The sequence below is a fragment of the Pseudomonas sp. F007 genome, from assembly GCF_057814275.1.
The window spans coordinates 470,269-495,435 of the sequence record NZ_JBVATA010000007.1 but is presented as its reverse complement, the minus strand read 5'-3'; the positions used below and the strand labels follow the sequence as shown (position 1 = coordinate 495,435).

General features: G+C 61.5%; 28 protein-coding genes and 1 pseudogene. 14 read left to right on the top strand and 15 right to left on the bottom strand.

Going from position 1 to position 25,167, the window contains the following annotated elements:
* A partial coding sequence (locus ACZYR5_RS20235; protein WP_489091217.1) for a hypothetical protein occupies positions 1–248 on the bottom strand: 248 nt, incomplete at its 3' end.
* A gap of 84 nt (positions 249–332) precedes the next feature.
* Here ACZYR5_RS20235 and ACZYR5_RS20230 point away from each other — a divergent pair.
* Positions 333–668, top strand: a pseudogene (locus tag ACZYR5_RS20230) (phage infection protein); the annotation flags it as partial.
* Positions 669–743: 75 nt separating this feature from the next.
* On the opposite strand, the gene ACZYR5_RS20225 reads toward ACZYR5_RS20230, so the two are convergent.
* Positions 744–1,844: a DUF1615 domain-containing protein gene (locus ACZYR5_RS20225; protein ID WP_489091216.1), complete on the bottom strand. Its 1,101-nt coding sequence runs from the start codon at positions 1,842–1,844 to the stop codon at positions 744–746.
* Between the two features lie 184 nt (positions 1,845–2,028).
* On the opposite strand from ACZYR5_RS20225, the gene ACZYR5_RS20220 reads away from it, so the two are divergent.
* Positions 2,029–3,558 (top strand): FAD-dependent oxidoreductase, encoded by a 1,530-nt coding sequence (locus ACZYR5_RS20220; protein ID WP_489091215.1) that lies wholly within the window; start codon positions 2,029–2,031, stop codon positions 3,556–3,558.
* Between the two features lies 1 nt (position 3,559).
* On the opposite strand, the gene hemB is transcribed toward ACZYR5_RS20220, so the two are convergent.
* Complete coding sequence (gene hemB, locus ACZYR5_RS20215; protein ID WP_489091214.1) at positions 3,560–4,534, bottom strand: porphobilinogen synthase; 975 nt, start codon at positions 4,532–4,534, stop codon at positions 3,560–3,562.
* A 199-nt stretch (positions 4,535–4,733) separates the two neighbouring features.
* Here hemB and ACZYR5_RS20210 point away from each other — a divergent pair, with 199 nt between their 5' ends.
* The gene (locus ACZYR5_RS20210) at positions 4,734–5,354 is read left to right on the top strand and encodes a LysE family translocator (RefSeq protein WP_489091213.1); all 621 of its coding nucleotides are present in this window, start codon (positions 4,734–4,736) and stop codon (positions 5,352–5,354) included.
* 48 nt (positions 5,355–5,402) lie between these two features.
* Here ACZYR5_RS20210 and ACZYR5_RS20205 read toward each other — a convergent pair whose 3' ends face one another.
* Positions 5,403–6,104: a glutathione binding-like protein gene (locus ACZYR5_RS20205; protein ID WP_489091212.1), complete on the bottom strand. Its 702-nt coding sequence runs from the start codon at positions 6,102–6,104 to the stop codon at positions 5,403–5,405.
* Between the two features lie 332 nt (positions 6,105–6,436).
* Here ACZYR5_RS20205 and ACZYR5_RS20200 point away from each other — a divergent pair, with 332 nt between their 5' ends.
* Both ACZYR5_RS20200 and ACZYR5_RS20195 read left to right on the top strand, forming a co-directional pair.
* The gene (locus ACZYR5_RS20200; RefSeq protein ID WP_027618832.1) at positions 6,437–7,111 is read left to right on the top strand and encodes a hypothetical protein; all 675 of its coding nucleotides are present in this window, start codon (positions 6,437–6,439) and stop codon (positions 7,109–7,111) included.
* 77 nt (positions 7,112–7,188) lie between these two features.
* A complete protein-coding gene (locus tag ACZYR5_RS20195; RefSeq protein ID WP_489091211.1) occupies positions 7,189–8,241 on the top strand; it encodes a permease in 1,053 nt (350 codons plus the stop codon).
* Positions 8,242–8,260: 19 nt separating this feature from the next.
* On the opposite strand, the gene mnmH is transcribed toward ACZYR5_RS20195, so the two are convergent.
* Complete coding sequence (gene mnmH, locus ACZYR5_RS20190; RefSeq protein ID WP_489091210.1) at positions 8,261–9,361, bottom strand: tRNA 2-selenouridine(34) synthase MnmH; 1,101 nt, start codon at positions 9,359–9,361, stop codon at positions 8,261–8,263.
* Entirely contained in the window at positions 9,361–10,395 is a 1,035-nt protein-coding gene (gene selD, locus ACZYR5_RS20185; RefSeq protein ID WP_489091209.1) for a selenide, water dikinase SelD, read from the bottom strand. The genes mnmH and selD overlap by 1 nt, the downstream gene beginning before the upstream one ends.
* Positions 10,396–10,532: 137 nt before the next feature.
* Between selD and ACZYR5_RS20180 the strand changes: the two genes are divergently transcribed.
* A complete protein-coding gene (locus tag ACZYR5_RS20180) occupies positions 10,533–10,760 on the top strand; it encodes a DUF6555 family protein (protein ID WP_489091208.1) in 228 nt (75 codons plus the stop codon).
* A gap of 60 nt (positions 10,761–10,820) precedes the next feature.
* Here ACZYR5_RS20180 and ACZYR5_RS20175 read toward each other — a convergent pair whose 3' ends face one another.
* From ACZYR5_RS20175 to ACZYR5_RS20165, 3 genes are all read right to left on the bottom strand, one after another.
* Entirely contained in the window at positions 10,821–10,991 is a 171-nt protein-coding gene (locus ACZYR5_RS20175) for a metallothionein (protein WP_489091235.1), read from the bottom strand.
* A gap of 104 nt (positions 10,992–11,095) precedes the next feature.
* Positions 11,096–11,548 (bottom strand): DMT family transporter, encoded by a 453-nt coding sequence (locus tag ACZYR5_RS20170; RefSeq protein WP_489091207.1) that lies wholly within the window; start codon positions 11,546–11,548, stop codon positions 11,096–11,098.
* A 2-nt stretch (positions 11,549–11,550) separates the two neighbouring features.
* Positions 11,551–12,048: a DMT family transporter gene (locus ACZYR5_RS20165; protein WP_489091206.1), complete on the bottom strand. Its 498-nt coding sequence runs from the start codon at positions 12,046–12,048 to the stop codon at positions 11,551–11,553.
* A 114-nt stretch (positions 12,049–12,162) separates the two neighbouring features.
* Here ACZYR5_RS20165 and ACZYR5_RS20160 point away from each other — a divergent pair, with 114 nt between their 5' ends.
* Positions 12,163–13,098, top strand: coding sequence for a LysR family transcriptional regulator (locus ACZYR5_RS20160; RefSeq protein ID WP_489091205.1), 936 nt, complete (start codon positions 12,163–12,165; stop codon positions 13,096–13,098).
* A gap of 9 nt (positions 13,099–13,107) precedes the next feature.
* Here the strand turns inward: ACZYR5_RS20160 and ACZYR5_RS20155 are convergent, their stop codons facing one another.
* Complete coding sequence (locus ACZYR5_RS20155; RefSeq protein ID WP_489091204.1) at positions 13,108–14,427, bottom strand: Nramp family divalent metal transporter; 1,320 nt, start codon at positions 14,425–14,427, stop codon at positions 13,108–13,110.
* A gap of 102 nt (positions 14,428–14,529) precedes the next feature.
* On the opposite strand from ACZYR5_RS20155, the gene ACZYR5_RS20150 reads away from it, so the two are divergent.
* Together ACZYR5_RS20150 and ACZYR5_RS20145 are read left to right on the top strand one after the other, a co-directional pair.
* Positions 14,530–15,318, top strand: a complete 789-nt coding sequence (locus tag ACZYR5_RS20150; protein ID WP_489091203.1) for a hypothetical protein — start codon at positions 14,530–14,532, stop codon at positions 15,316–15,318.
* 95 nt (positions 15,319–15,413) lie between these two features.
* Positions 15,414–16,010, top strand: coding sequence for a DcrB/PsbP domain-containing protein (locus ACZYR5_RS20145; protein ID WP_489091202.1), 597 nt, complete (start codon positions 15,414–15,416; stop codon positions 16,008–16,010).
* A 9-nt stretch (positions 16,011–16,019) separates the two neighbouring features.
* Here ACZYR5_RS20145 and ACZYR5_RS20140 read toward each other — a convergent pair whose 3' ends face one another.
* The 3 genes from ACZYR5_RS20140 to ACZYR5_RS20130 form a co-directional block, all read right to left on the bottom strand.
* Positions 16,020–16,736, bottom strand: coding sequence for an alpha/beta hydrolase (locus ACZYR5_RS20140; protein WP_489091201.1), 717 nt, complete (start codon positions 16,734–16,736; stop codon positions 16,020–16,022).
* A gap of 24 nt (positions 16,737–16,760) precedes the next feature.
* On the bottom strand, positions 16,761–17,873 hold the full coding sequence (locus ACZYR5_RS20135; RefSeq protein ID WP_489091200.1) for a M14 family metallopeptidase: 1,113 nt from the start codon (positions 17,871–17,873) through the stop codon (positions 16,761–16,763).
* Between the two features lie 98 nt (positions 17,874–17,971).
* Positions 17,972–18,751, bottom strand: coding sequence for an ABC transporter substrate-binding protein (locus tag ACZYR5_RS20130; RefSeq protein ID WP_489091199.1), 780 nt, complete (start codon positions 18,749–18,751; stop codon positions 17,972–17,974).
* A gap of 252 nt (positions 18,752–19,003) precedes the next feature.
* Between ACZYR5_RS20130 and ACZYR5_RS20125 the strand changes: the two genes are divergently transcribed.
* Complete coding sequence (locus tag ACZYR5_RS20125; protein ID WP_489091198.1) at positions 19,004–19,657, top strand: type 1 glutamine amidotransferase; 654 nt, start codon at positions 19,004–19,006, stop codon at positions 19,655–19,657.
* A 7-nt stretch (positions 19,658–19,664) separates the two neighbouring features.
* Here the strand turns inward: ACZYR5_RS20125 and ACZYR5_RS20120 are convergent, their stop codons facing one another.
* Positions 19,665–20,099: a rhodanese-like domain-containing protein gene (locus ACZYR5_RS20120; RefSeq protein WP_489091197.1), complete on the bottom strand. Its 435-nt coding sequence runs from the start codon at positions 20,097–20,099 to the stop codon at positions 19,665–19,667.
* A gap of 99 nt (positions 20,100–20,198) precedes the next feature.
* Between ACZYR5_RS20120 and ftrA the strand changes: the two genes are divergently transcribed.
* Positions 20,199–21,170 (top strand): transcriptional regulator FtrA, encoded by a 972-nt coding sequence (ftrA, locus tag ACZYR5_RS20115; RefSeq protein WP_489091196.1) that lies wholly within the window; start codon positions 20,199–20,201, stop codon positions 21,168–21,170.
* A 56-nt stretch (positions 21,171–21,226) separates the two neighbouring features.
* On the opposite strand, the gene ACZYR5_RS20110 is transcribed toward ftrA, so the two are convergent.
* Positions 21,227–22,456, bottom strand: coding sequence for an acyl-CoA dehydrogenase (locus tag ACZYR5_RS20110; protein ID WP_489091195.1), 1,230 nt, complete (start codon positions 22,454–22,456; stop codon positions 21,227–21,229).
* A 176-nt stretch (positions 22,457–22,632) separates the two neighbouring features.
* On the opposite strand from ACZYR5_RS20110, the gene ACZYR5_RS20105 reads away from it, so the two are divergent.
* The 3 genes from ACZYR5_RS20105 (at position 22,633) to ACZYR5_RS20095 (ending at position 25,128) form a co-directional block, all read left to right on the top strand.
* Positions 22,633–23,562, top strand: a complete 930-nt coding sequence (locus ACZYR5_RS20105) for a LysR family transcriptional regulator (RefSeq protein WP_027618816.1) — start codon at positions 22,633–22,635, stop codon at positions 23,560–23,562.
* Between the two features lie 118 nt (positions 23,563–23,680).
* The gene (locus tag ACZYR5_RS20100; RefSeq protein WP_489091194.1) at positions 23,681–24,082 is read left to right on the top strand and encodes a MerR family transcriptional regulator; all 402 of its coding nucleotides are present in this window, start codon (positions 23,681–23,683) and stop codon (positions 24,080–24,082) included.
* Positions 24,083–24,228: 146 nt separating this feature from the next.
* On the top strand, positions 24,229–25,128 hold the full coding sequence (locus ACZYR5_RS20095; RefSeq protein WP_489091193.1) for a hydroxymethylglutaryl-CoA lyase: 900 nt from the start codon (positions 24,229–24,231) through the stop codon (positions 25,126–25,128).
* Positions 25,129–25,167 lie beyond the last annotated feature (39 nt).

Genomic DNA, 25,167 nt, shown 5'->3' with positions numbered 1-25,167 from the left:
AACACTGACTGCCGAAAACTGCGTAACTCGTTGTTTACCAAGGAGTTTTCCGTTTCGACTGCGCCGGAAGTGGGGCGAATTATAGACACATGAAATCTGCCGTCAACTGCTAATTTGGTTTTTCTATCAAATCGCTGAAAACCGGCGGCCGGAGCAATGCTACCTATATAGAAGAACACGCCCTCCCCCACTGCCATCACCGACGTATGCTGCAACCCATTAACACCATCATTGCCGTCGATGTTCACCATCGACCCAATGAAGTTCTCTTAAAAATCGTGACGCGTAACATCTGCTCCATACCCACCCACAACACCCCGGAGCACACACTCATGAAACGCCAAATCATTCTCGGCCTCGCCTTCTCCGTCCTCGCCACTAACGTGTTTGCCGCTGCCCAGGTACCAGCCGTCAGCACTTCCCAGCACCAGCCCGTGATTGCCGAAGGCGGTTCTGACCGTCTGCAACAGAATCGCATCGCCGAAGGTGGCTCCGATCGTCTGCAACAAAACCGCGTTGCCGAAGGCGGCTCCGATCGCCTGCAACAGAACCGCGTTGCCGAAGGCGGCTCCGATCGTCTGCAGCAGAACCGCGTTGCCGAAGGTGGCTCCGATCGCCTGCAACAGAACCGCGTCGCCGAAGGCGGCTCCGATCGCCTGACTCAGAACCATGCATGAATCGCTGGACCGAAGTACTCAACGAAAAAGCCCGGCTGATCAAGCCGGGCTTTTTTTCGCCTTGCGTTACCCCCCGCCGCTCCCGGCTCGCGTCATGCAGCGCTGATAGCGCTCATCGACCCGCTTGGCAAACCAGGCCGTGGTGAGTTTGCGGGTTATTTTCGGACTGTGCAGTTCAATACCCGGCAACACCGCCCTCGGCAGCGCTGAACCTTGGGCGCTATCGGCCAGTTCGAAGACACGCTTGTAGAGCTTACTGTCCTCGAATGCGAGACTGTCACCCAACTCCAATTGCTCGCGAATGGTGCTATTGCGCATCCCCAGGCGCTTGCCCAATCCACGCACCGCCAACTCAGTCGAACCCGGCAGCAGCGAGCCGTAACGAATCAAGTCGCCATCCAACGCCAGCGAACCACCGGTTGCGCGATTGAGTGCGGCCTGGAACGCCGCATTTCGACTGGCATACCACCCGGCGTTGAAATCGGCAAAGCGGTATAGCGGCACGCGGTAGCTCACCGGATAGCCGAGCAAATGGGCGATGCCGAAATACATACCGCCCCGCCGGGTAAACACTTCGCGACGAATCGAGCCATCCACCGAATAGGGATAGTCACGCGCATGCTGTTCGGCAAAAGCGATGCTGACCTGCATCGGACCGCCGGTATGCACCGGATTGAAACCGCCGAACAGGGTCTTGCCCATCGGCACCCGGCCAATGAAATCGTCAAAGATGGCACTCAGTTCCTTTTCGCTGCGCGCTGCATTGAGCCGATCACTGTAGCTTTTTCCATTGGTCGAGCTGACCTCCAGGGCCGTGCGCACCAGAAAGTTGGGGATGTGCGCCTTGGCGGCACGCCGATCGATCTCATCCCGGGCGATCTTGCCCAGCCCCGGCACCTTAGGATCCGCCTGAAAGGTCGACTCCTGCTCGGTCACTGCCAGCACGGAGCACAGATTCTGCGTCGTGGCCGGGATCGACTGCGTCTCGAAAGCGCTATAGATGTCGTTGGCCCAGCCTTCGCGGTCCTGGGTCCTGGGCGGCAGCAGCGCGACGATCTGCGCCTTGACTTGTGCCGGTTTCGGCGGCGCCTGGCGAGTGCCCTGGCTGGCGCAACCGGCCAACAACGACAGCAGCAACAGGCTGATGATCAATGGATTGAATGGCATGGCGTGACTCAAGTGTCCTTTTGACGTACCGGGCATGTGCACACACCAACCTCGGACTTCTGCCAGTGGAAAAGCAAGCGACCTTGCTCTTCAATATAAAATGGTTCGCGGCTTTCTGACATTCGACCCTCTGCCGAGTTCGCCACGCCTGCAGGCCACATCAGGTTCATAAGAGGGCACCACGATGAACCGCAGCGACGTCTTGATCATCGGTGCAGGCCCCACCGGCCTGGTACTGGCGCTGTGGCTGAGCAAACTGGGGATCCGCGTGCGCATCCTCGACAAGACCAGCGCCCCAGGTACCACGTCCCGCGCCCTGGCGGTCCAGGCCCGCACCCTTGAACTCTATCGACAACTCGACCTCAGCCAGAGTGTGGTCGCCAACGGTCATAAAGTCCCGGCAGCGAACCTGTGGGTCAAGGGCAAGCCAGTCGCCCACCTGCCATTCGCGACTATCGGCCAGGACCTCACGCCCTACTCCTTCCTGGAGATATTCCCACAAGACCAACATGAACAGCTGCTGATCGAACGCCTGCAGCACTTCGGCGTCGAGGTCGAGCGCGACACCGAGCTGCTCGGTTTTACCCAGGACGACGGCGGCATCCATGCGCAACTGCGCCTACCCGACGGCCAGCCCCAATCCTGCCAGGCCTGTTACCTGGCCGGATGCGACGGTGCCCGCTCCATCGTGCGCAAGACCCTCGACATCGGTTTCCCGGGAGGTACCTACCAGCAAGTATTCTACGTGGCGGATGTCGACGGTAGCGGCCCGGCCTTCAACGGCGAGTTGCACGTGGACCTCGATGAAGCGGACTTTCTCGCGGTCTTTCCGATGGCGGGCGAGGGTCGCGCACGCTTGATCGGCACCGTGCGCGATGAGCGTGCCGAACAGGCCGAGACGCTGCGCTTCGAAGACGTCAGCCGTCGCGCCATCGAGCACATGCAAGTCGAGGTCAGGCGCCTCAACTGGTTCTCCACCTACCGCGTGCATCACCGGGTCGCCGAAACATTTCGCCTTGGCCGGGCTTTCTTGCTCGGCGACGCCGCCCATGTGCACAGCCCGGTCGGCGGCCAGGGCATGAATACCGGGATTGGCGATGCGATCAATCTGGCCTGGAAGCTCGCGGCGGTGCTCAATGGCGGCGCCCGAAGCAGCTTGCTCGACAGTTATGAAGGCGAACGCATCGCCTTCGCCCACAAGCTGGTGGCCACCACCGACCGGGTATTCAGTTTTGTCACCGCCGACGGCGCACTGGCGGATGTGATGCGCACGCGCGTTGCGCCCTACCTGTTACCGAAGATGGTCGGCCTGGAACGGGCGCGGGAATTTCTGTTTCGCACCGTGTCGCAGATCACCCTGAACTACCGGGGTATGGCGCTGAGTGCCGGGCATGCCGGCGCCGTGTTCGGTGGCGACCGCCTGCCCTGGGCGCAAGACGCCGAACACGACAACTTTGCCAGCCTGAGCAGCCTCGACTGGCAGGTGCATGTGTACGGTGATACCAGCGACGAAATGCGCGCCTGGTGCGCCGAACACCATCTGCCGCTGCAGGTTTTCGCCTGGCTGCCAGTACACGAGCAAGCCGGCCTGGCGCGCAACGGCTTTTATCTGTTGCGACCGGACACCTACGTGGCCATCGCCGACCTGTCCAGCGACCCGAAAGTCATCGAGCGCTACTTTCGAGATCACGGGATCAGGCCTTACCTCGGCTGAATCAGATCCCGCTGAGCGCCAGATCCATAGCGAAGTAGGTGAAAATCAGGTCCGCCCCCGCGCGCTTGATCGCGCCCAGGCTTTCGCGCACCACCCGCTCTTCATCGATGGCACCCGCTGCCGCGCCGAACTTGATCATCGCGTACTCGCCGCTGACCTGATAGGCCGCCAGCGGCAGGCGCGAGGCTTCGCGGATATCGCGGATGATGTCGAGGTACGCACCGGCGGGCTTGACCATCAGCGCGTCGGCCCCCTCCTGCTCGTCGAGCAGCGACTCACGCACCGCTTCGCGGCGATTCATCGGGTTCATCTGATAACTTTTGCGATCACCCTTCAGCGCACTGCCGCCCGCTTCACGGAACGGGCCATAAAGCGCCGAAGCGAACTTGGTCGAATAGGCCATGATCGAAGTCTGGCTGAAGCCGGCCTGGTCCAGCGCCCGGCGAATCGCCTGGACCTGGCCGTCCATGGCCGCCGAGGGAGCAATCACATCGGCGCCAGCGCGGGCCGCCGCTACGGCTTGCTTGCCCAGATTGATCAAGGTCGCGTCGTTGTCGACTTCGCCGCCGTGCAAGGTGCCGCAATGACCATGGTCGGTGTACTCGCAAAAACAGGTGTCGGACATGACGATCATTTCCGGCACCGCGTCCTTGCAGATCCGCGCCATGCGCGACACCAGGCCGTTCTCCTGCCAGGTGTCACTGCCATGGCCGTCCAGATGATGGGACACACCGAAGGTCATCACCGACTTGATCCCCGCCCGCGCATAACGCTCGATCTCCCCTGCCAGTTTCGACTCCGGAATCCGCCGCACGCCGGGCATGCTGGTAATCGGTACGAAATCGTCGATTTCTTCCTCGACAAAGATCGGCAGCACCAGGTCGTTTAGGCTGAATTCGCTTTCCTGGAACAGGCTGCGCAACTGCGGGGTGCGCCGCAGGCGACGAGGACGGGCTTCGGGGAATTGACTGGTCATGGGAGATTTCCTTGCACAAGGGAACGGCACAAGGCAGCGAGCTTATGCCCGTCACCCCACAGGTGACAAATGCAGATCAGGAAACAGTTTGTTGCAGATCCGGTAACGGCGAGCGAAGCTCACTGCGTCCACAGACGCCCCGTCAGCGTTGGACTAACCTGAGCTGTGACAACCCCGAAGGATACGGAGTGAGCCCCCAATGTTTGACATCCAGAACTACGGCAGCTTCATCGCTGCGATCGTGATCTTTCAATTGATGCCCGGCCCCGGCACCTTTGCCATCCTCAACGCCACCGCCCGCAATGGGATCGGCGCCGGATTTGGCGCGGTGATCGGCACCTTGATCGGCGATGCCCTGTACATGATTGCCGCCGTCGCTGGACTGGCGGCGATCATGCATGCAAACCCGTTGATGTTCCAGGCGCTGCAATGGTTTGGTGCCGCTTACCTGTGCTGGATGGGGCTGCAGATGCTGCGCAATCCGCTGGCTCGCAATAGCGCTGAGGCCGAGCCAAAACGCTCCGCCAGGCGTTACTTGCGCAATGCCCTGGTGATCAGCCTGACCAACCCCAAGGTCATTCTGTTTTTCGTCGCATTTTTTCCGCTGTTCATCAGCCCCGAGGGCTCGAGCATGACCCTGGTGGCAATGATGGTGCATGTCACCCTGATCAGCTTGCTCTACCAGGGCGCACTGGTACTGATCGGTAACGCGGCTGCGGTTCGCCTCAAAGCCTTTCCCCTGGCCCGCAGGATCGCCACCCGCGTGGCCAGCCTCGCGCTGATCGGCTTCGGCCTGAAGCTGGCGGCCAGCAACCGCTGATCACTGCGATGAACCTTGCCACTGCGAGCGCAGTGGCAAGGTGGGTGGTCAAGGCTTGGGGATTTCCAGGCCGCGAATCACCGCCGGACGGGCCAGGAAGCGCTCCAGTACGCGGGTCACGTTCGGGAAGTTACTGATCCCCACCAGTTCACCGGCCTCGTAGAAGCCGATGAGGTTGCGCACCCAGGGGAAGATCGCGATATCGGCAATGGTGTAGCGCTCGCCCATGATCCAGTCGCGGCCCTGCAGGCGCTCGTCGAGAACTTTCAACAGTCGCGTGCTCTCGGCAACATAACGGTCACGGGGACGCTTGTCCTCGTAGTCCTTGCCGGCGAATTTGTTGAAGAATCCCAATTGCCCGAACATCGGGCCGATGCCGCCCATCTGGAACATCAGCCACTGCAGCGTCTCATAGCGGGCCGCAGATTCCTGGGCCAGCAACTGCCCGCTCTTGTCCGCCAGGTAGATCAGGATGGCGCCGGACTCGAACAACGCCAGCGGCTTGTCGTCCGGGCCATGGGGGTCGAGGATGGCCGGAATCTTGTTGTTCGGATTCAGCGAAAGGAATGCCGGCGACATCTGGTCATTGGTTTCAAAACTCACCCGATGCGGCTCGTACGGCAAGCCGATTTCCTCAAGCATGATCGAGACTTTCACGCCGTTGGGTGTCGGCAGGGAATACAGTTGAATCCAGTCAGGAAACTGCGCTGGCCATTTTTCAGTAATCGGAAAAGCTGACAAATCGGTCATGATTCACATCCAGTGACAGTTTAACGGCTGACGTTTGGCCTTGCCCGGGGCACACGGCCGACCTATACCGCCGCTAGCTTATCGCCTGCGCGCCGAGGCCGGCATCTTAAATCAGAAACATTCTGTCGCTAACCTTCACCGCGCACGCACGCCACCCCGGATAAAGTGCGCGCCCGCAGACGCCTATCGAACCAATGGCCGTCAATGGACTCTGAAGCCTGCGAGTTTGTAAGACTAATCGCCCAACGACATGGAAAACCATCCGAAGCCGGGAGCTTGCGGTGGAAAGGTTTGTCAGCCTTAACCTGAATGTGCTGAAGAACGATTACCTGATGAGAAACACACAAAAGTTGAGCCAACGCCTGAAGCAACGCGCCTTCGTGTTCTTCCCCGCCTTGTTGACAACCTGTGCCCTGCTCCTCTCCCTGGAGTCCAGCGAAAGCCGTGCGCAACCCGCCGACGGCACCCAGACCCTGGTGTTTCTGCGACATGCAGAAAAGCCCGCCGGCGGCCTGGGTCAACTCAATTGCCAGGGCCTGAACCGCGCCATCGACCTGGCGCAACTGCTGCCGGAAAAGTTCGGCAAGGCTGATTTCGTGTTCGCCGCCAATCCGACCCGCAACGTCGAGGAAGGCGAGTTCGATAACTCCTACAGCTACATCCGCCCACTGATGACCATCAGCCCCAGCGCCATCAAACTGGGATTGCCGGTGAACATCGAATTCTCGGCCAACGACACCAGTGAGCTGGCTGACGAGTTGCTGCACGACAAGTACCACAACTCGACCATCTATACCGCCTGGTCCCACGGCTACCTGCCGGAGTTGATCAACAAGGTGGCGCGCGAGGCCGTCGGCGGCAAACAGTCGATCACTGACGACTGGGAATCCGGCGACTTCGACTCGCTGTACGTCCTCACCCTGACCTGGCACAACGGCAAGGCCACCTTGCAAAGCCAGCATTACCGCCAGGGCCTGGACAACGGCGAACAGACCTGCCCGACCTGATCACCTGCCACCAACGGCCAACATCGGCGGCAACAGGCTAATATAAGCAGTCTGACTCCACTGCCCGGAACCCGCACATGACCAAGTCCCTGACAGCCCCGGCCCGGGGCTGGTCGCTCTGGTGGAAACCCGCGCTGTTTCTATTGGTGGCCTGCATCGGCCTCTATTACGTCAAGTGGTCGCCCTACTACCTCAAGGCGTTTGCCGCCGCCGACAGCCACAGCATCGGCGCCTCCATCCTCAACGATGAACAGAGTGCACCAGTGGCAGCCGCACTGGCCTACGCCAAGGTGTACTTCCTGGCCATCTGGAAAGCCGCCGTGCTGGCGGTCATCCTCGGTTCACTGTTGCAGGTGTTGATCCCTCGGGACTGGCTGTTGCGTCTTTTCGGACGTGCCGGTTTCGGCTCGACCCTGCGCGGCGGCTTGTTTGCCCTGCCCGGCATGATGTGCAGTTGCTGCGCCGCGCCGGTGGCCGCCGGCATGCGCCGGCAAAACGTTTCGGTGGGTGCGGCGCTGGCGTTCTGGATCGCCAACCCGGTACTGAACCCGGCCACCCTGGTGTTCATGGGGTTTGTGCTTGGCTGGGGCTTCAGTGCCTTGCGCCTGGTGGTGGGGATCGTGCTGGTGTTGGGTGTGTCGCTGGTGGCCCAGCGCATTTCCCGTCCCGAGCAGGTACCGCCGGCGGCATTGGCAGCGGTGGCAGATGCCAGCGGCGCAGACGCGCAACCCTTCCTCAGTCGCTGGGGACGGACATTGTGGCAACTGTTCTGGAGCACCATTCCGATCTACGTACTGGCGGTACTGCTCCTGGGTGCTGCCAGGGTCTGGCTGTTCCCCCATGTCGACGGCGCGATGGCCAACAGCCTGTGGTGGCTGATCCCCCTGGCCATCGTCGGCACCTTGTTCGTGATTCCGACGGCCGCTGAAATCCCCATCGTGCAGACCATGATGGCCCTGGGCATGGGCACCGGACCGGCCGTTGCCTTGTTGATGACGCTGCCGAGCATCAGCCTGCCGTCGCTGCTGATGCTGCGCAAAGACTTCGACACCCGGGTGCTGGTCACCGTGGCCGTACTGACCGTAGTGATCGGCATCCTCAGCGGCTTGATCGGCGCGGCGCTGCTGTAGCGCAACGCCGCCCCCCTGACTACTGGCGCTCGGCACGTTCGCGCAGGTAGTCGAGGACTGCGCCCTGGTCACCGGAAAACTCGATGCGTGCGCCTTTCTTTTGCCGCTGGAAGGCGTACATCGGGTCGTAGTATTCGTTCAGCAAGCCTTCGATCCAGGCGCGGTGCAAGTCCACCGAGCCGCTGTGCGCCTGCTCGGCCAGCGCCGCCTCCATGAGAAGCAGCAATCGTAGATGACGCTCGCCTCCCAGCCGCTTGCGAATGTTGTTAAGGCTCTCCAGCAGACGCTCGGAAAACAGCGCGAAGCCATGATCGCCATGTACGACGATAAACTCCGCACACAGGTCGATTACATAGTCGCGCAGGATACGCTCGACCCGCCCCTGCAGGCTGTCTTCAAGCCAGACCATGGGATAACGCTGCATGCCCAGGTGCAAGGGCAATGGCAAGGCGCAACTGCCGACCATGCGACTTTCATCCTCCACGACAAACTGTTGCAGCCCCCGCGCGCGTTTCTTCAACACATCGACGGCCAGGCGGTTTTCGAAATCGATGTTCGAGGGTTGCCCACTCGCCCGCTTGCCGAAGCTTGAACCGCGATGGTTCGCGTACCCTTCCAGGTCCAGGCCATTGGCCAGGCGGTTGAGGACCTCGGTCTTGCCGGTGCCGGTCATGCCACCGAGCAACACGAAATCACATTCAGCGACCGCTGCATCCACGGTCGACAGCAGGAAAGTTCGCATGGCCTTGTAGCCGCCGACGACCCGCGGATATTCGATGCCCGCTTCATCCTTGAGCCATTGCTGGACGATCTGCGAGCGCAGGCCGCCACGGAAGCAATACAGGCAGCCCTGGGGATTGGCCCGGGCAAAATCGGCCCAGGCCCGGATGCGCCCAGCCTTGATGTCCGCGCTGACCAGTTGATGGCCAAGGACGATGGCCGCCTGCTGGCCCTGCTGCTTGTAGCAGGTGCCGACCCGCTCTCGCTCGAGGTCGGTCATCAACGGCAGATTGACCACGCCGGGGAACGCGCCCTTGCTGAACTCGATGGGTGCCCGGGTATCCATCATCGGCCGATCCTCGAGGAAAATCTGCCGATAATCGGTGATATCGATGGGCATCAGATCACCTCGACCGCGTTGCCCTGTCGCTCGACCCACTCGCCGATAGGCGCCAGCTCCAGACCCAACTCGGCGGCAACCGCGAGGAACTCGTCGTTGCCTTGCGGCGTCACCGCGACCAACAGGCCGCCACTGGTCTGCGGGTCACACAGCAGCAACTTGTGCAGCTCCTGAATACGCCCGAGCCGGTTGGCATAACTGTCGAAATTGCGTTGGGTGCCGCCGGGCACGCAGCCTTGCTCCAGATAGTATTCAACACCCGGCAGGCGTGGCACGCGGTTGTAGTCAATGCGCGCGGTCAGGGCGCTGCCATCGGCCATTTCCACCAGATGCCCCAGCAAGCCGAAACCGGTGACATCGGTCATCGCGGTCACTCCCTCGAGCTTGCCGAAGCGACTGCCGGGCTTGTTCAGGGTGCACATCCAGTCCCGCGCCAGGCCAATGTCGCCGTCACGCAGCTTGCCCTTCTTTTCCGCCGTGGTGAGGATGCCGATGCCCAAAGGCTTGGTCAGGTACAGCAGGCAGCCGGCCTTGGCGGTGTCGTTGCGCTTCATGTGGCGCTTGCTCACCAGCCCGGTCACCGCGAGGCCGAAGATCGGCTCGGGGGCATCGATGGAGTGACCACCGGCCAGGGGAATCCCCGCCTCATCACACACCGCACGACCGCCACGAATGACTTCCCGGGCAATTTCCGGCGCCAGCACGTTGACTGGCCAGCCAAGAATGGCAATTGCCATCAGCGGGTCACCGCCCATGGCATAGATGTCACTGATTGCGTTGGTGGCGGCGATGCGGCCGAAGTCGAACGGATCGTCGACAATCGGCATGAAAAAATCGGTGGTCGAGACCACGCCACGCTCGTCATCGATGGCGTACACCGCGGCATCATCGCGAGAGGCATTACCCACCCAGAGTCTTGGATCAAGATTCTGCGCACCGCTACCGGCCAGAATCACCTCGAGCACCTGTGGGGAAATCTTGCAGCCGCAGCCAGCACCGTGACTGTACTGGGTCAGACGAATGGGCTCGCTCATATGGAAAATCTCGCGATTGAGGAGACGAGAGTCTAACAGCGCCCCGCGTCAGCTTCGAATCTGCCCGGTCGGCAATTGGAATGAATTTTTCCCGCGAGGGGGAATCACTCTAGTACGACAGGGAGGAATAGCGGCACATGATCAACGCAAAATTATTCGTCATTGAATACACCCTTCACGGAGTGCCCAAGTCTTTCATTATCCGCCAGGAGAAGATGGATAACGCCGAGGCCTGGCACTGGGCCAGTTGCGACGCCGGGGTGGGCCGGATTGGCCGCTTCGGCCGGGAAAAAGTGAAGAAGACCAGCAAACCGACGGCGGAGAAATTCGGCATCGAAAACGTCACCTGGCGACCTGCTCAGTGAGTCGCGCCAGCGCCTGAAACACGTGGAGCCCGATCGGCTCCACGTGCACTTGCAGTGTCCTCAAGCATGAGCGCCCTTGGCGCATTTGCAGCCGGCTGTGGTGCAGGCTTCGCCGTGCTCATGATGTTTCGCGCAGCCTTCGCAGCAGTAATGTTTGCCATGTCGCACAATCGAATGCTCACCCAGTTTGCAGTTGCAATCGGGGCAGGCGCAGGTGCCTTGTGCTTTCATCGGTATGACTCCATTGATGTGGTCGTCCAGAGACGGCGACAGTGCCGCCTCTGCAACAGAGACCGCATTCAATGAAGGTCGGTTGCACGGATGTGACTGACGGTCTAGTCAGGTTGGCGCACGCTGCTGCGGTACATGAAGATCAGCGCCAACGCCAGGCATGCCATGGCCAGCATCCGGCTGCCCGACAACTCGATCGGCGGATTGCCCAACCAGCCGAAATTGTCGATCAGCATGCCCATGCCCAATTGACCCAGAATCACTGCGACCGTCGCCACGGCCGTCCCGACTCGGGGCACCGCGCCGACCATCACCAGCATATAGACCACACCAAAGAAGGCGCCGCTCAACTGCCACTTGGGCACCTCGAGCAGACTCACGGTCTGCGCCGGTTCAAAGAACAGGATCAACAAGGCCGTGGTAATCGCCCCCACCACGAAGGTCAGCAGACTGCTGCGCAACACCCCTACGGCCTGGCCGAGTCGGCCATTGATTGCCGCCTGCACACTGAGTACGGCACCGGCGCCTACCACCAACACTAAAAGCAGCAGATTCATGGTCAACCCCGCGCAATCAGGACAAGCGCCACGACAATCAGCAGCAATGCCAGCCAGCGCTCGTGATTGACCGTCTTGCGTGCCGTACCGAACCAGCCGAAATGGTCGATCAGGACGCTTTTGCCCACCTGCCCGGCGAGGATCGCGATCATGGTCATGGCAATCCCGATCACGGGTGTAGCCAGAGTCAGCACCACCACATAGATCGGTCCGAGCAAGCCGCCGATCAATTGCCAGCGCGGCAAGGTATTCAACGCGGGTCCCGGTTGCGGCCCACTGAACAGTAACAGCAAGAACAGGATGGCCGAGCCGACTCCGAAAATACTCAGGGTCGCCCACAAATGCCCCACTTGCGCGCCCAGCGGCCCCAGCAGGCCCGCTTCAACGGACAGCCCCATGCCGGCCAGGATCACCAGCGGCAGCAGTAACAATCGGGAAATCGGGCTGGGCCCTGGCGTGACGGCGAGCGGGGTCGCCTCTGATGAAGCAGTCGATGACATGGAGTACCTGCACAGCAATAAAAAGAATGACGGCCAGTATCGGCTAGTGCTTCGTTGCGAAAAATGGGAATCTACTGACAACTCTTTTGCGCAAATCGCACAACAGGATGGTTCATGCAGGGTCTCGACCTACTGAGCTTCAAGGCGCTGCGGCTGTTTATCGCGGTGTTGGACCACGGCAGTTTTTCCGAGGTGGCACGCCGTGAAGGGCTCGCGCCTTCGTCGATCTCACGACAGATCCAGCTCATGGAACAGGCCCTCAGCCAGCAGTTGATCTATCGCCACACCCGGGCCGTTACCCCGACTGAAGCCGGCCGTCTGCTGGCCCATCATGCGCGGCTGTTGCTGGTGCAGGCGGAGGAAGCGGAACAGGCCCTGCAGGAACAACAAAGCGAACCCAGCGGCCTGGTGCGCATCAACGCGCCGGTGGTGTTCGGTCACCTGCACCTGTCGCCGTGGATTGCCGAGTTGCATCGACGCCACCCCAAACTGCAACTGGATATCCAGCAAACCGACAGTTATGTCGACCCGCTCGTGGCCGGCGCCGACTTGCTGTTTCGAATTGGCGCCCTGCACGACTCGAGCATGCAGGGCCGGGTGGTGGCACCACAGCGTTTCCATGTGGCGGCGAGCCCGGCTTACCTCGCCCGCCACGGCACGCCTGCCCATCCCCATGAGTTGCTCCAGCATCGATGCCTGGCGTACAAGGGCGATGCCGGCGTGCAGCGCTGGTTCTTCCGTCAGGGGCAGGATGACTGGACGCCCTACTCGGTCAGGGGCGCGCTCACCGGCAACCATGCCGACACCCTGACCCAGGCCGCCGAGCAAGGCATGGGCCTGGTGATGTTTCCTTCATGGTTGATCGGCGAGGCACTGCGCCGCGGCACTCTGGTGCAAGTGCTCAGTGACTTCCAGGTTTCCAACAGCCTCGAACCGCAGCAGATTGCCATTCTCTGGCCAGGCAGTCGGCGCCTGTCGGTGAAGGTTCGCGCAGTGATCGACTTCTTCCTCGAACGGTTTGGCGCGGTGCCTTATTGGGACCAATCCTGACGCCCGCCTTCACGCCAGCAACTGCAGGATCAACCAACTGTTGGCCGCGCTGATCACCACAAACAATCCCCACACCAGCATCCGGGTCGGCCAGCGATTGACGAACGGCCCCATCAGTTGCTTGTCGCTGGTCATGCGGATCAACGGGTACAGGGCAAACGGCAGTTGCAGACTGAGCACCACCTGGCTCATCACCAACAATTTGCCGACAGCGCCGTCGCCCATCAGCCAGACCCCGATGAACGCCGGGATCAGCGCCAGCCCGCGGGTCAACAGGCGCCGTTGCCAGCAGGGAATCCGCAGGTTGAGGTAGCCCTCCATGATCACCTGGCCGGCGATGGTGCCGGTAAAAGTCGAGCTCTGCCCGGACGCCAGCAGGGCGATGCCGAACAGCACGCTGGCAAAGACCCCGCCCACCAGCGGATCGAGCATGCGATAAGCGTCCTGAATCTCCACCACGTCGCTATGGCCGCTCCGGTGGAACGCTGCCGCGGCGAGGATCAGGATCGCCGAGTTGACCAACAGCGCCAGGGCCAGCGAGCCGATGGTGTCGATACGCGCCAGGTTGATCGCATCCTGCTTGCTGGCCAGGTCCTTGGCGAACAACCGGGTCTGCACAATCGAGGTGTGCAAATACAGGTTGTGGGGCATCACGGTGGCGCCGAGAATGCCGATCGCCAGGTACAACGGCGCGGCGTCGCTGATCGCTGACAACGACGGTGTAAAGCCCCGGGCCACTTCCGGCCAGTACGGCTTGATCAGTAACAGCTCGACAAAAAAACAGGCGCCGATGGTCCCGACCAGCACCAGCATGATCGCCTCCAAACGGCGAAAGCCGCGGTTTTGCATGGCCAGTACCAGCAGGGTATCGAAGGCTGTCAGGGCGATGCCGACCGTCATCGAGCACCCCAGCAACAGGTGAAAGGCCAGGGCACAGCCGAGCACTTCGGCGAGATCCGTGGCAATGATCGAGACCTCTGCCAGCAGCCATTGCACCTTTGCCGTACGCGGGCTGTAGCGTTCGCGGGACAATTGCGCGAGGTCCCGGCCGGTGGCGATACCCAGCCGCGAACACAGGCACTGCACCGCCATCCCCGCCAGGCTCGCCAGCAACACCACAAACAACAGGCTGTAGCCAAAGCGCGAACCGGCTTCTATCGCTGTCGCCCAATTGCCCGGGTCCATGTAACCGATGGACACCAGCAAGCCGGGGCCGGCAAAGGTCACCGCCCGTTTCCAGAACGGTGCATTGGCGTTGACCGGGACACTGCCCGCCACTTCCGGCGGGCAAAACGGAGCAGTCGCAGTCTTCGGCAGGCTGAATCTCACAGGGTTTTCCGACATTGGCAGGCGATATCGAAGCTTAGTAGTTTCAGGCCCTGGGGCGAAGCCTTGTATGCTGGGGGACTGCCATCGAACAAGGAATGCTCCGTGCTGCTGTTGAAACTGCTGCTGATCCCCGCTTTCCTGCTGTTGATTTCCCTGGCCGGCAAGCGCTGGGGGCCGAGTGTCGCCGGATGGCTGTCGGGACTGCCGGTGGTGGTCGGACCGATTCTGTTGTTCCTCGCTCTTGAGCAAGGCCCGGCATTCGCCGCGCAATCGGCGGTCGCTGCGCTCTCGGCGATGTTCGCGATGATCACCTTCTGCGTGGTCTATGCCCAGGCGGCCCAGCGCTGCAACTGGCCGGCGGCACTGCTGATCGCCTTGTCCGGCTGGAGCCTGGTAGCGGTCGTGCTGTCGCTGTTACCGGCATCGCTGGGGTTTTCCTGCATCGCCGCCGCCACCGCACTGCTGGCCGCGCCCTACCTGTTTCCAAGCGTTCAGCCCCTGGCTTCAGGCCCTGCGCCGAAGTCCGACAAGCTATTGCTGCGCATGCTCGCCGGGGCCTTGCTGACCCTGGCGGTCACCTTGCTGGCCAGTACCGTGGGCGAGCGTTGGAGCGGCTTGCTCGCGGTGTTCCCGGTGCTCGGCAGCGTCATGGCGGTGTTCTCCCAGCAGACTCGAGGCCCGGCCTTCACCGCCGCCTTGCTGCGGGCCACGGCCACCGGCATGTATTCGTTCGCCGCCTTCTGCCTGACCCTCGCCCTGACCTTGCCGCGCTGGGGAGGCTGGGCGTTCGTCATGGGCGTGGCGGTTTCGCTGTTGATGCTGCTGGTGACCAAGCGCATGGCGGCGCCCCAGCGACCCGTCGCCGATCCCTGTCAGAAAGCACAGCGCTAGCGACCTTGCGTCGCCATTTCCCACACTCGCGCTGGAGTCATCGCACAGCCTCGTGGGATGATCGCCGTCACCGCGCGCATACCTCGGAGATAGTCATGTCGCTGCTGAAAAAGCTCACCGTCCGCCATACCGCCACCGCCTTGTTCCTCTCGGCCCTCACCGTCCTGGGCAGCGCCAGCGTCCAGGCTGCCGACAAGACGACAAGCAAGACCGCACCCGCGCAGAAAGTCTCGGCGCTGAGCAACAAATTTGCCTTTACCCTGCCTGCCGGCTTCATCGCCAACCCGCTGCCCGGCGGCAACGCCAGCAACGGCACGTCCGGCGCCAAGGGCACCATGTACACCAATCAGCAAACCAAAACCGTGCTGATCATCGCCGAGAACACCCTGCCCGAAGGCCTCAACGTCAAGGACAACGACACGGTGTTCCTCGACGAGTCAATTACCGGCTTCACTGCCCAGCAACGCGAAGCCCTGGCCAACTTCAACAAGCAGAGCGAGAAAAGCCTGACCATCAAGGGCCTGGGCCTGCGTCAGGTCGACTTCACCGCGACCCAGGGCGGCGGCCCAACTCTCAATACCAGCCTGCTGGCCGGCTCCGGCACCCGGATGATGCTGATCCAGGTGATTTCCCGGGTCGATGACAAAGCCGGCCATGCCGCGCTGGTCAACGCGATACTCAGCGGCAAATAAGCCCTCGACTCAGCGATTGATCCGCAGCAACCAGGCGTTCAAGTCGCTGATCTCCTCTTCGCTGATGCTGTGACCGAGGCCCGGATAGGCATGAAACTGGGGCGCCAATCCCAGTTTGCGCAACAGACTGTCCGCGTCGCTCCCATCGGTGAAAGGCAGGCGCTGGTCGTCCGTGCCGTGGCCGATGAAAATGGCCAACGCACTCAGCGCCTTGTCCGCCTTGAGCTGCGTACGCAACACTGGGAGCAACTTGCCACTCAATGCGGCAATGCCTCCCACGGCCGACGGTTGGCGTAAAGCCACCTCGTAAGACATGATGGCCCCCTGACTGAAACCCACCAGGAACACCTTGTCAGCCGTGGTGTGGTACTTGTCCGCCGCCTTGGCAACAAAATCGCCAATCAACGCAGCGCTACTGCGCAAGTCATCGCTGTCACCGTCATAAGCCCCCTGGCCCTTGCGGTGAAACCACTGATAACTGCCCTCCTCCAGGGTTTGCGGCGCACGCACCGATAAATAGGTGTAGGACGCGGGCAAGCCATCCTTGATACCCAACAGATCGGCTTCGTTACTGCCGTAACCATGGAGGAAAATCACCAGCGGCTGATTGCGCGAATCGGGCTGGGACTGTTCGAGGTAGCTCAACGGCAGGTCAGTGTGCAACAAGGGCTCGGCGTGGACGATGGACGATCCCAACATCAGTACGGCAGCTAACAGCTTGAACATGGCGATTCCTACACGTTGAGTTGATCAATCGTTGGTCAATTTCCCTGCCCGAATCACCTCTCGCCCCGCCACCTTGGCCTGCCAGATCCCCGGTTCGGTGTAGCGCGAGCGGTCCAGTGCGAAGAGCACGCCGCGGGTGCCGGCGCGGACCACGGTGACGCGATCGCTCAAGGGGTCGACCACTTCGAACAGGGGATCACCCTGCTCAACCCATTCACCAGCTTCGCGCAAGAAGCTCACCACGCCGTGGTGCGGTGCGAACAGGTATTCGGTACCGGCAAACGGCAGGCCTTCGCAGCACTCAGTGGGCGCTTCCGGCCATTGGCCATCGATCAGGCCCTGCTCGGCAAGAAAGCCGAGGATTGCTTCGCAGTTGGCCTGGGCCTGTTCGATCCGGGTGTCGCCCATACTCCCCAGTTCCAGGGTGGTTGCCAGGTTGGCCGGCGGGATCGCCGCTTCGGGGAACGCCTTGGCCAAACGCAGCCAGGGGGAGGAGCAGGATTCATCGAACGAGCTGCCGCCCGAGTCTTCGCAGAGCAACGCCACGCCGGCTTTCAAGCGCGCCGCGAGCGACTGCCACTGCGGCCAGTGCTGGGGCAGCGCATACAGGTGAATCGCCGCCTCAAAATCGCAATGCAGGTCGAGGGTGATCTCGGCGTCACAGGCATGACGCAGCAACAGCCGGTGCAGGGCTTGCAGTTGCGAAGTCGGCGCCGGCAGTTGATCGAGCACCTGGCCCATGGCCTGGCGGATCAAGGCGACGTTGGCCTCGGCATCGGCGCCCAACTGCGCGCCGATCAACTCGCCGACCGGCGCGCTGAGTTCATGAAACGCGCGGTTGAAATTCTTGCCGCTGCCCAGCTCGAAACGCCCCATGTGCGCACTTTGCAGGTGCTGGTCGAGGCCGATCGGGTTGGCCACCGGCACCAGTTCGATCACGCCCTTGAGCTGGCCCCGGGCTTCGAGGTCAGTGAGACGTTTTTTCAGTTCCCAGGCGGTGCGCATGCCGGGCAATTCGTCGGCGTGCAGGCTGGCCTGGATATAGACCTTGCGCTGGCCGCTGCCAAAGCGGAACACACTGAGGCTGCGTTCGCTGCCCAGATGACTCCAGGGCAATGGATGGTCGATACGTTGCATGCTGCTCTCCTGGAAAAAATGGACCGCCGGACTCGATCATCCAGCCATAAAAAAAGTGGCTCCCGAATCAACGGACGCCACTTTTTTCAACCGCGAACTTACTGACCGTAAACGTCGAAGTCGAAGTACTTGTCCTGCACTTGCTTGTACTTGCCGTTGGCGCGGATTTCGCCAATCGCCGTGTTGAACTTGTCAGCCAGCGCCTTATCGCCCTTGCGCACCGCGATACCCGCGCCGCCGCCGAAGTACTTGGCGTCTTCGTAGGTCGGGCCGACGAATTCGAAGCCCTTGCCGGCGTCGGTTTTCAGGAAGCCATCGCTGAGGTTGACCGCGTCGGCCAGTGTCGCATCGATGCGACCGGCGACGATGTCCAGGTTGGCTTCCTGCTGCGAACCGTAGCGCACCACGTTGATGCCGACCGGTGTCAGCACTTCAGTGGCGAAGCGGTCATGGGTACTGGCACGCAGAACGCCGACTTTCTTGCCCTTGAGCTCGGTCAACGGATCCTTGACACCGCTGCCTGCCTTCATCACGAAGCGCGCCGGGGTGTGGTAGTACTTGATGGTGAAGTCGACGTTCTTCTTGCGATCATCGGTGATGGTCATGGACGACAGGATCGCGTCGATTTTCTTGACCTTCAGGGCTGGAATCAGACCGTCGAATTCTTGCTCGACCCAGGTACATTTGACCTTCATCTGTTCGCACAGCGCATCGCCGATGTCCACGTCGAAACCGGTCAGCTTGCCGTCAGGGGTTTTCATCGAGAACGGTGGGTAACCCGCTTCGATACCGATACGGATCGGCTTGGCATCTTCGGCCACGGCCGAGAGGGACAATACAGACAGCGCCAGGGCGCCGAACATCGCTAGCTTTTTCATCTATAACTCCTGTGTGCGGAGACTCTTGTTGGCAACATTCGACGGTAGCTTGTGGCTAGTATTTATCGAAGTGGCCGGCAGTCTAGAGCCGCACCGCGCCAGCGAATTATGTCTACGCGACAATTACTTATAGAAAAGTCACTAAGCTATTACTGCACATGAGCCCACGCGCCAGGACGGTGCAAAGCCCTGCGGAATCAGCGCCCGTTGCCACGTATTGCTGCCTTGATTGAAGTCGCCTGGAGAGCCGCCATGCCTGAATTAACGACCTGGTTGAACCTGATCCAGCATCATCCCGCCGAAGGGCCGGGAGCGATTGACGACTGGGCCGAATCCCGCGGCCTGACCCTGCGAATATTTCGCGCCGACCTGGGCAAGTTGCCCGAGGTCAGTGCTGCACCGGTGATTATTCTTGGCGGACCCTATGATTCGAATGCCGGGCCGAAATGGCTGGCGCAAGAGCGCAAGTGGCTGGCCGCCAGCCTGGCCTTGGGAGCGCCAGTGTTTGCCATTTGCCTGGGCGCGCAATTACTGGCCCTGAGCCTGGGCGGCAGCGTGCAGCGCATGCACGAAAGCGAAACCGGCTGGACCAGCGTGACGTTCGCCGATGGCCGCACGTTGCAGGTGCTGGAATGGCACGAAGACGCGATCAACCTGCCGCCGGATGCCTTGTTGCAGGCCAGCAGTGCCCGCTGCCTGCAGCAAATGTATGACGTCGGTCCGACTCGCGTAGGCGTGCAGTTTCATCCGGAGTGGAATGCGTCGTCGGTGGCGCTGCTCAATGCGCATTTCGGTGACGAATCGCCGCTGCCCCGCGATCAGGATGACAGCGCCGCTCACCGCCTGGTGTACGACTGGCTGCAGATGACTCTGGATAAGTGGCGCCGGTCCTACACCAATACCTGAAGGGTCCTCAGCATTCGCAAGCTATTGCCGCCGTGGCCGTTGGCATCACGCCCTGACTCAGCGTGAACCCCTCATCCAGCCAACCCGTCACGCCGCCGATCATTTCCTTGACCGGATACTCCAGCGCCGCCAACTTCACCGCGGCCTTGTTCGCGCCGTTGCAGTGTGGACCGGCGCAATACACCACGAACAAGGTGTGCTTCGGGTACGCGGCCAGCGCTGTCGCCGTGATCAAACGCCCAGGAATATTGATTGCCCCAGGCACGTGGCCGCGCTCATAAGCCAGGGGCCCGCGCACATCCACCAGGACAAAATCCACCTCCCCCGCCGCCTGACTACTGAAGACGTCGGAACAGTCGGTTTCGAACGTCAGGCGACTGCTGAAATGCATCAAGGCAACAGCGGACGAAGCAGCAGGTGTCGAGCGGACCAGGCTGGGCATGGGGATTCTCCGGATCAATGTGGGTGTGAAGCCACTGTATCGAACGGCCGCAAAGCGCTACAGTGGCGGACCAGACACTCATCGGTAACTTTCCGCCAAATGCACAACTCGCCCGGCTCCGTCGCCATCCTCGCTTACGACGGCCTCTGCACTTTCGAATTCGGGATCGCCGTGGAGATCTTCGGCCTGGCGCGGCCGGAGTTCGATTTTCCCTGGTACCAACACAGCATCGCCGCCATCGATCCGGGCCCGATGCGCGCGACCGGGGGTATTCAGGTGCTGGCCGACGGCGGCATCGAACTGCTGGAAAACGCCCGCACCATCATCATCCCCGGCTGGCGCAGTCGCCACGAACCGGTGCCACCGCCATTGCTCCAGGCCTTGCGCCAGGCCCATGCGCGCGGCGCACGCTTGCTGTCGATCTGCTCCGGGGTCTTTGTGCTGGCCGCCACCGGCTTGCTCGACGGTTTGCGGGCGACCACCCACTGGCGCTACACCGATGAATTGGCCGAACGCTTCCCGAATATCCTGGTGGATCCCGACGTGCTGTATGTCGACGCTGGCCAGTTGATCACCTCGGCCGGCAGCGCTGCCGGCATCGATGCCTGCCTGCACCTGGTGGCGCGGGACTTTGGCACCCAGGTGGCCAACTCGGTGGCGCGGCGCCTGGTGATGTCGCCACAACGCAGCGGCGGCCAGGCACAATTTATTCCGGCCCCGGTCAGCCGCACCCCGCGCAGCGATCTGTCGCGGGTCATGCAATGGGCACGGGAACGCCTGCACGAACCGCTGGAAGTCCGCGACCTGGCGAGTCAGGCGGCGATGAGCGAGCGCACCTTCCTGCGTCGGTTCAGCGAAGCTACCGGTGCTTCGCCGAAATCCTGGCTGCAACAGCAACGCCTGGCCCGCGCCCGGGAACTGCTGGAGAGCAGCCGCCACAGCAGCGAAAGCATCGCCCTACAATGCGGTTACCGTTCCGTGGAAAGTTTTCGGGTGGCGTTTCGTACCGTGGTCGGCCTGCCGCCGTCGGTGTACCGCGAGCGCTTCGGCCGCGAGATTTCCGCGGGCTGAAAACGCCAACACCCGCCGACGCGGCGAGCGTGGGCGGGTGTTTCGGGGGGCGCGGATCAGCGATCGCTACGCAGCATTTCCTTGGGCACGTACTTGCCGATTTCAAACTTGCCGATCGCCGCGCGGTGCACCTCGTCCGGACCATCGGCCAGCCGCAAGGTGCGCTGCATGGCATACATATAGGCCAGTGGGAAATCATTCGATACCCCGGCACCACCATGGATCTGGATCGCCCGGTCGATCACCCGCAAGGCCACATTGGGCGCGACCACCTTGATCTGCGCGATCTCGCTTTTCGCCACTTTGTTACCCACGGTGTCCATCATGTAGGCGGCCTTCAGTGTCAGCAGGCGCGCCATGTCGATTTCCATCCGCGAGTCGGCAATCTTGTCGACGTTACCGCCCAGGCGTGCCAGTGGCTTGCCGAACGCGGTGCGATTGACCGCACGCTTGCACATCAATTCCAGGGCGCGCTCGGCCATGCCGATCGAACGCATACAGTGGTGGATACGGCCTGGGCCAAGGCGACCCTGGGCAATCTCGAAGCCACGACCTTCGCCCAACAGGACGTTTTCGTACGGTACGCGGACGTTATCGAACAAGACTTCGGCGTGACCATGAGGTGCATCGTCGTAGCCGAATACGGGTAATGGACGCAGAATTTTTACCCCGGGAGTATCCACCGGCACCAGGATCATCGAGTGCTGGGCGTGCCGTGGTGCATCCGGATTGCTCAGGCCCATGAAGATCAGGATCTTGCAACGTGGGTCGCAGGCACCGGAAGTCCACCACTTCTTGCCGTTGATCACCCACTCGTCACCGTCGCGCTCGGCGCGGGCTGCCATGTTGGTGGCATCGGACGAGGCCACATCCGGCTCGGTCATGGCAAACGCCGAACGGATCTCGCCGCGCAGCAGGGGCTCAAGCCAGCGCTGTTTCTGCTCTTCGTTGGCGTAACGTACCAGCACTTCCATGTTGCCAGTGTCCGGCGCCGAACAGTTGAACGGCTCGGGGCCGAGCAGCGAGCGGCCCATGATCTCCGCCAGCGGTGCGTATTCGAGGTTGGTCAGGCCCGCCCCCAGTTCCGACTCCGGCAGGAACAGGTTCCACAAGCCTTCCGCCTTGGCCTTGCGCTTGAGCTCTTCCATGATCGCGGTGGGCTGCCAGCGGTCGCCTTCGGCGACCTGGCGTTCAAACACCGCTTCGGCTGGATAAACGTAAGCATCCATGAACGCGGTGACGCGTTCACGCAGTTCCTGAACCTTGGGCGAATAAGCGAAATCCATGGGCAGTTACCTTTTTTGACCAGGTGGTGAAGTCGTTGTGGAGGGCATGAATCGATGCTAGATCAGCTACGAAAATTTACCTAGCCTATTCTCGGCGTGTATTAACATTCATCACCGATATATGATCGACTTATCGAGCCACCTGCTCCCATAACAAAAGCCAAGAGCGAAATGCCATGAATCTAAGCAAGGTCGACCTCAACCTGTTCATCGTTTTCGACGCCATCTATACCGAAGCCAACCTGACCCGCGCCGGGCAGATTGTCGGCATTACGCAGCCGGCGGTATCCAACGCTCTGGCCCGCCTGCGCGAAACCTTCAACGATCCGCTGTTCGTGCGCACCGCCCAGGGCATGGTGCCGACGCCGATGGCGCAAAATATTATCGGCCCGGTGCGCAATGCCCTGTCGCTGCTGCGGGTGTCGGTGCAGGAAAGCCGTATTTTCAATCCACAGCAGGCGGTCAAGACCTACCGCATCAGCATGACTGACCTCACTGAGGCGGTGATTCTGCCGCCGCTTTTCCAGCGTCTGCGCCGCCTCGCCCCTACGGTGATCATCGAAAGTTTCCTGTCCAAACGTCGCGAAACCACCAAAGAGCTGGCCGCCGGCCGCCTCGACTTCGCCGTCGATGCGCCACTCAACACCGACCCGCAAGTGCGTCACGTCAAGCTGATGGAAGACCATTACGTGTGCGCCATGCGCAAGGGCCATCCCATGGCGGGCAAGGAAAAGTTCAGCCTCGATGATTACCTGGGATTGACCCATATCCATATTTCCAGCCGTCGCAGCGGCCTGGGTCATGTCGACCTGGCGCTGGGCAAAATGGGGATTCAGCGCAAGATCGCCCTGCGCTCCCAGCATTACCTGATGGCTTCCCAGGTGCTGCAGCAAACCGATATGGTCATGACCGTGCCGGCCCGCTTCGCCCGCCGCCATGAACTGCATTCGTTCCCGCTGCCAGTCAAGGACGTACCGCCGGTGGCGACCCACCTTTATTGGCACGAAAGCACCGACCAGGACCCGGCCAACCGCTGGATGCGCGAGCAGATGATCGAGTTATGCCAGCAAGTCACCGCCCATGAGAAACAGCTGGATAAGGTGTAGGAAAGGGAACGGGAATCCTGTAGCAGCGCTGCGCTAGAGCCATCAACCGCAACGCTGCTTGACGTATACGTCAACCTGACATTAGTTTAGCGCCATGACCCTACTCTCGAGCGCGCCCATGAGCAGCCAGACCTACAGCATTTCCGACCTCGCCCGCGAGCTCGACATCACCACCCGTGCCATCCGCTTCTATGAAGAACAAGGCCTGCTGAGCCCCGAGCGCCGCGGGCAGGAACGGATCTATTCGCCACGGGACAAAGTCAGCCTGAAACTGATCCTGCGTGGCAAGCGCATCGGCTTCTCACTGGCCGAATGCCGCGAACTGATCGAACTCTACGACCCTTCCAGCGGTAACACCAAGCAATTGAATAGCATGCTGGCGAAAATCACCGAGCGTCGCGAGCAGCTTGAACAACAGTTACTGGACATCGAACAAATGAAGCTGGAACTCGACACCGCCGAAGAGCGCTGTGTCCAGGCATTGGAACAAACCCTGAAAAACCAGGAATCGGTTCAGTAGGCGTTCACAATCCATTGTAGGAGCGAGCCTGCTCACGATAGCGGATTGTCAGCCGCCCTCCCCATGACAGTAATGTCCTCATCGCGAGCAGGCTCGCTCCTACAGGGGCCTCTTCGCATTCAGACTCTCAACACAGGTCCACTCCCATGCCCATTCCAACTCACGTACGCCTTGTCGAAGTCGGCCCGCGCGATGGCCTGCAGAACGAAGCCCAGCCCATCAGCGTTGCCGACAAGGTGCAACTGGTCGACGCCCTGAGCGCCGCCGGCCTGGGCTACATCGAAGTCGGCAGCTTCGTGTCACCGAAATGGGTGCCGCAGATGGCCGGTTCTGCCGAAGTCTTCGCGCAAATCCAGCGCAAGGCCGGCGTTACCTATGGCGCGCTGGCGCCCAACCTGCGTGGGTTCGAGGACGCGATCGCGGCCGGGGTCAAGGAAGTCGCGGTGTTCGCCGCCGCCTCCGAAGCCTTTTCCCAACGCAACATCAACTGTTCGATCAGCGAAAGCCTGCAGCGCTTCGAGCCGATCATGCAGGCCGCGCGGGACCAGGGTGTTACGGTGCGCGGTTACGTGTCCTGCGTGCTGGGGTGCCCTTACGAGGGTGACGTGGCACCGGAGCAAGTGGCCATGGTCGCCCGCGAACTCTATGCGATGGGCTGCTACGAAGTATCGCTGGGGGACACCATCGGCACCGGCACCGCTGGCGCGACGCGCAAAATGTTCGACGTCGTGAGTAAGGACGTGCCGCGGGACAAGCTCGCCGGACACTTCCACGACACCTACGGCCAGGCCATGGCCAATATCTACGCCAGCCTGCTGGAAGGCATCGCGGTGTTCGACAGCTCCATCGCCGGTCTCGGCGGCTGTCCGTACGCCAAGGGTGCCAGCGGTAACGTGGCCACCGAAGATGTGCTGTACCTGCTCAATGGCCTGGGCATCGAAACCGGTGTCGACATGGACCGCCTGCTGCTGGCCGGCCAGCAGATTTGCGCTGTCCTCGGGCGTGCTACCGGCTCGCGCGTGGCCAAGGCCCGCAGCGCACACTGATTGTGTCGGGGGTGTTACCTCACCCCCGCACAAACGAGT

Bases quoted from the DNA above. Each gene is read 5' to 3' on its own strand.
- selD (WP_489091209.1), bottom strand. From the start codon at position 10,395: ATGAGCGAGCCCATTCGTCTGACCCAGTACAGTCACGGTGCTGGCTGC.
- ACZYR5_RS20130 (WP_489091199.1), bottom strand. From the start codon at position 18,751: ATGAAAAAGCTAGCGATGTTCGGCGCCCTGGCGCTGTCTGTATTGTCC.
- ACZYR5_RS20095 (WP_489091193.1), top strand. From the start codon at position 24,229: ATGCCCATTCCAACTCACGTACGCCTTGTCGAAGTCGGCCCGCGCGAT.
- ACZYR5_RS20200 (WP_027618832.1), top strand. From the start codon at position 6,437: ATGAGAAACACACAAAAGTTGAGCCAACGCCTGAAGCAACGCGCCTTC.
- ACZYR5_RS20110 (WP_489091195.1), bottom strand. From the start codon at position 22,456: ATGGATTTCGCTTATTCGCCCAAGGTTCAGGAACTGCGTGAACGCGTC.
- mnmH (WP_489091210.1), bottom strand. From the start codon at position 9,361: ATGCCCATCGATATCACCGATTATCGGCAGATTTTCCTCGAGGATCGG.
- ACZYR5_RS20125 (WP_489091198.1), top strand. From the start codon at position 19,004: ATGCCTGAATTAACGACCTGGTTGAACCTGATCCAGCATCATCCCGCC.
- ftrA (WP_489091196.1), top strand. From the start codon at position 20,199: ATGCACAACTCGCCCGGCTCCGTCGCCATCCTCGCTTACGACGGCCTC.
- ACZYR5_RS20165 (WP_489091206.1), bottom strand. From the start codon at position 12,048: ATGTCATCGACTGCTTCATCAGAGGCGACCCCGCTCGCCGTCACGCCA.
- ACZYR5_RS20205 (WP_489091212.1), bottom strand. From the start codon at position 6,104: ATGACCGATTTGTCAGCTTTTCCGATTACTGAAAAATGGCCAGCGCAG.
- ACZYR5_RS20175 (WP_489091235.1), bottom strand. From the start codon at position 10,991: ATGAAAGCACAAGGCACCTGCGCCTGCCCCGATTGCAACTGCAAACTG.
- ACZYR5_RS20195 (WP_489091211.1), top strand. From the start codon at position 7,189: ATGACCAAGTCCCTGACAGCCCCGGCCCGGGGCTGGTCGCTCTGGTGG.
- ACZYR5_RS20135 (WP_489091200.1), bottom strand. From the start codon at position 17,873: ATGCAACGTATCGACCATCCATTGCCCTGGAGTCATCTGGGCAGCGAA.
- ACZYR5_RS20210 (WP_489091213.1), top strand. From the start codon at position 4,734: ATGTTTGACATCCAGAACTACGGCAGCTTCATCGCTGCGATCGTGATC.
- hemB (WP_489091214.1), bottom strand. From the start codon at position 4,534: ATGACCAGTCAATTCCCCGAAGCCCGTCCTCGTCGCCTGCGGCGCACC.
- ACZYR5_RS20180 (WP_489091208.1), top strand. From the start codon at position 10,533: ATGATCAACGCAAAATTATTCGTCATTGAATACACCCTTCACGGAGTG.
- ACZYR5_RS20220 (WP_489091215.1), top strand. From the start codon at position 2,029: ATGAACCGCAGCGACGTCTTGATCATCGGTGCAGGCCCCACCGGCCTG.
- ACZYR5_RS20100 (WP_489091194.1), top strand. From the start codon at position 23,681: ATGAGCAGCCAGACCTACAGCATTTCCGACCTCGCCCGCGAGCTCGAC.
- ACZYR5_RS20105 (WP_027618816.1), top strand. From the start codon at position 22,633: ATGAATCTAAGCAAGGTCGACCTCAACCTGTTCATCGTTTTCGACGCC.
- ACZYR5_RS20140 (WP_489091201.1), bottom strand. From the start codon at position 16,736: ATGTTCAAGCTGTTAGCTGCCGTACTGATGTTGGGATCGTCCATCGTC.
- ACZYR5_RS20160 (WP_489091205.1), top strand. From the start codon at position 12,163: ATGCAGGGTCTCGACCTACTGAGCTTCAAGGCGCTGCGGCTGTTTATC.
- ACZYR5_RS20170 (WP_489091207.1), bottom strand. From the start codon at position 11,548: ATGAATCTGCTGCTTTTAGTGTTGGTGGTAGGCGCCGGTGCCGTACTC.
- ACZYR5_RS20120 (WP_489091197.1), bottom strand. From the start codon at position 20,099: ATGCCCAGCCTGGTCCGCTCGACACCTGCTGCTTCGTCCGCTGTTGCC.
- ACZYR5_RS20145 (WP_489091202.1), top strand. From the start codon at position 15,414: ATGTCGCTGCTGAAAAAGCTCACCGTCCGCCATACCGCCACCGCCTTG.
- ACZYR5_RS20225 (WP_489091216.1), bottom strand. From the start codon at position 1,844: ATGCCATTCAATCCATTGATCATCAGCCTGTTGCTGCTGTCGTTGTTG.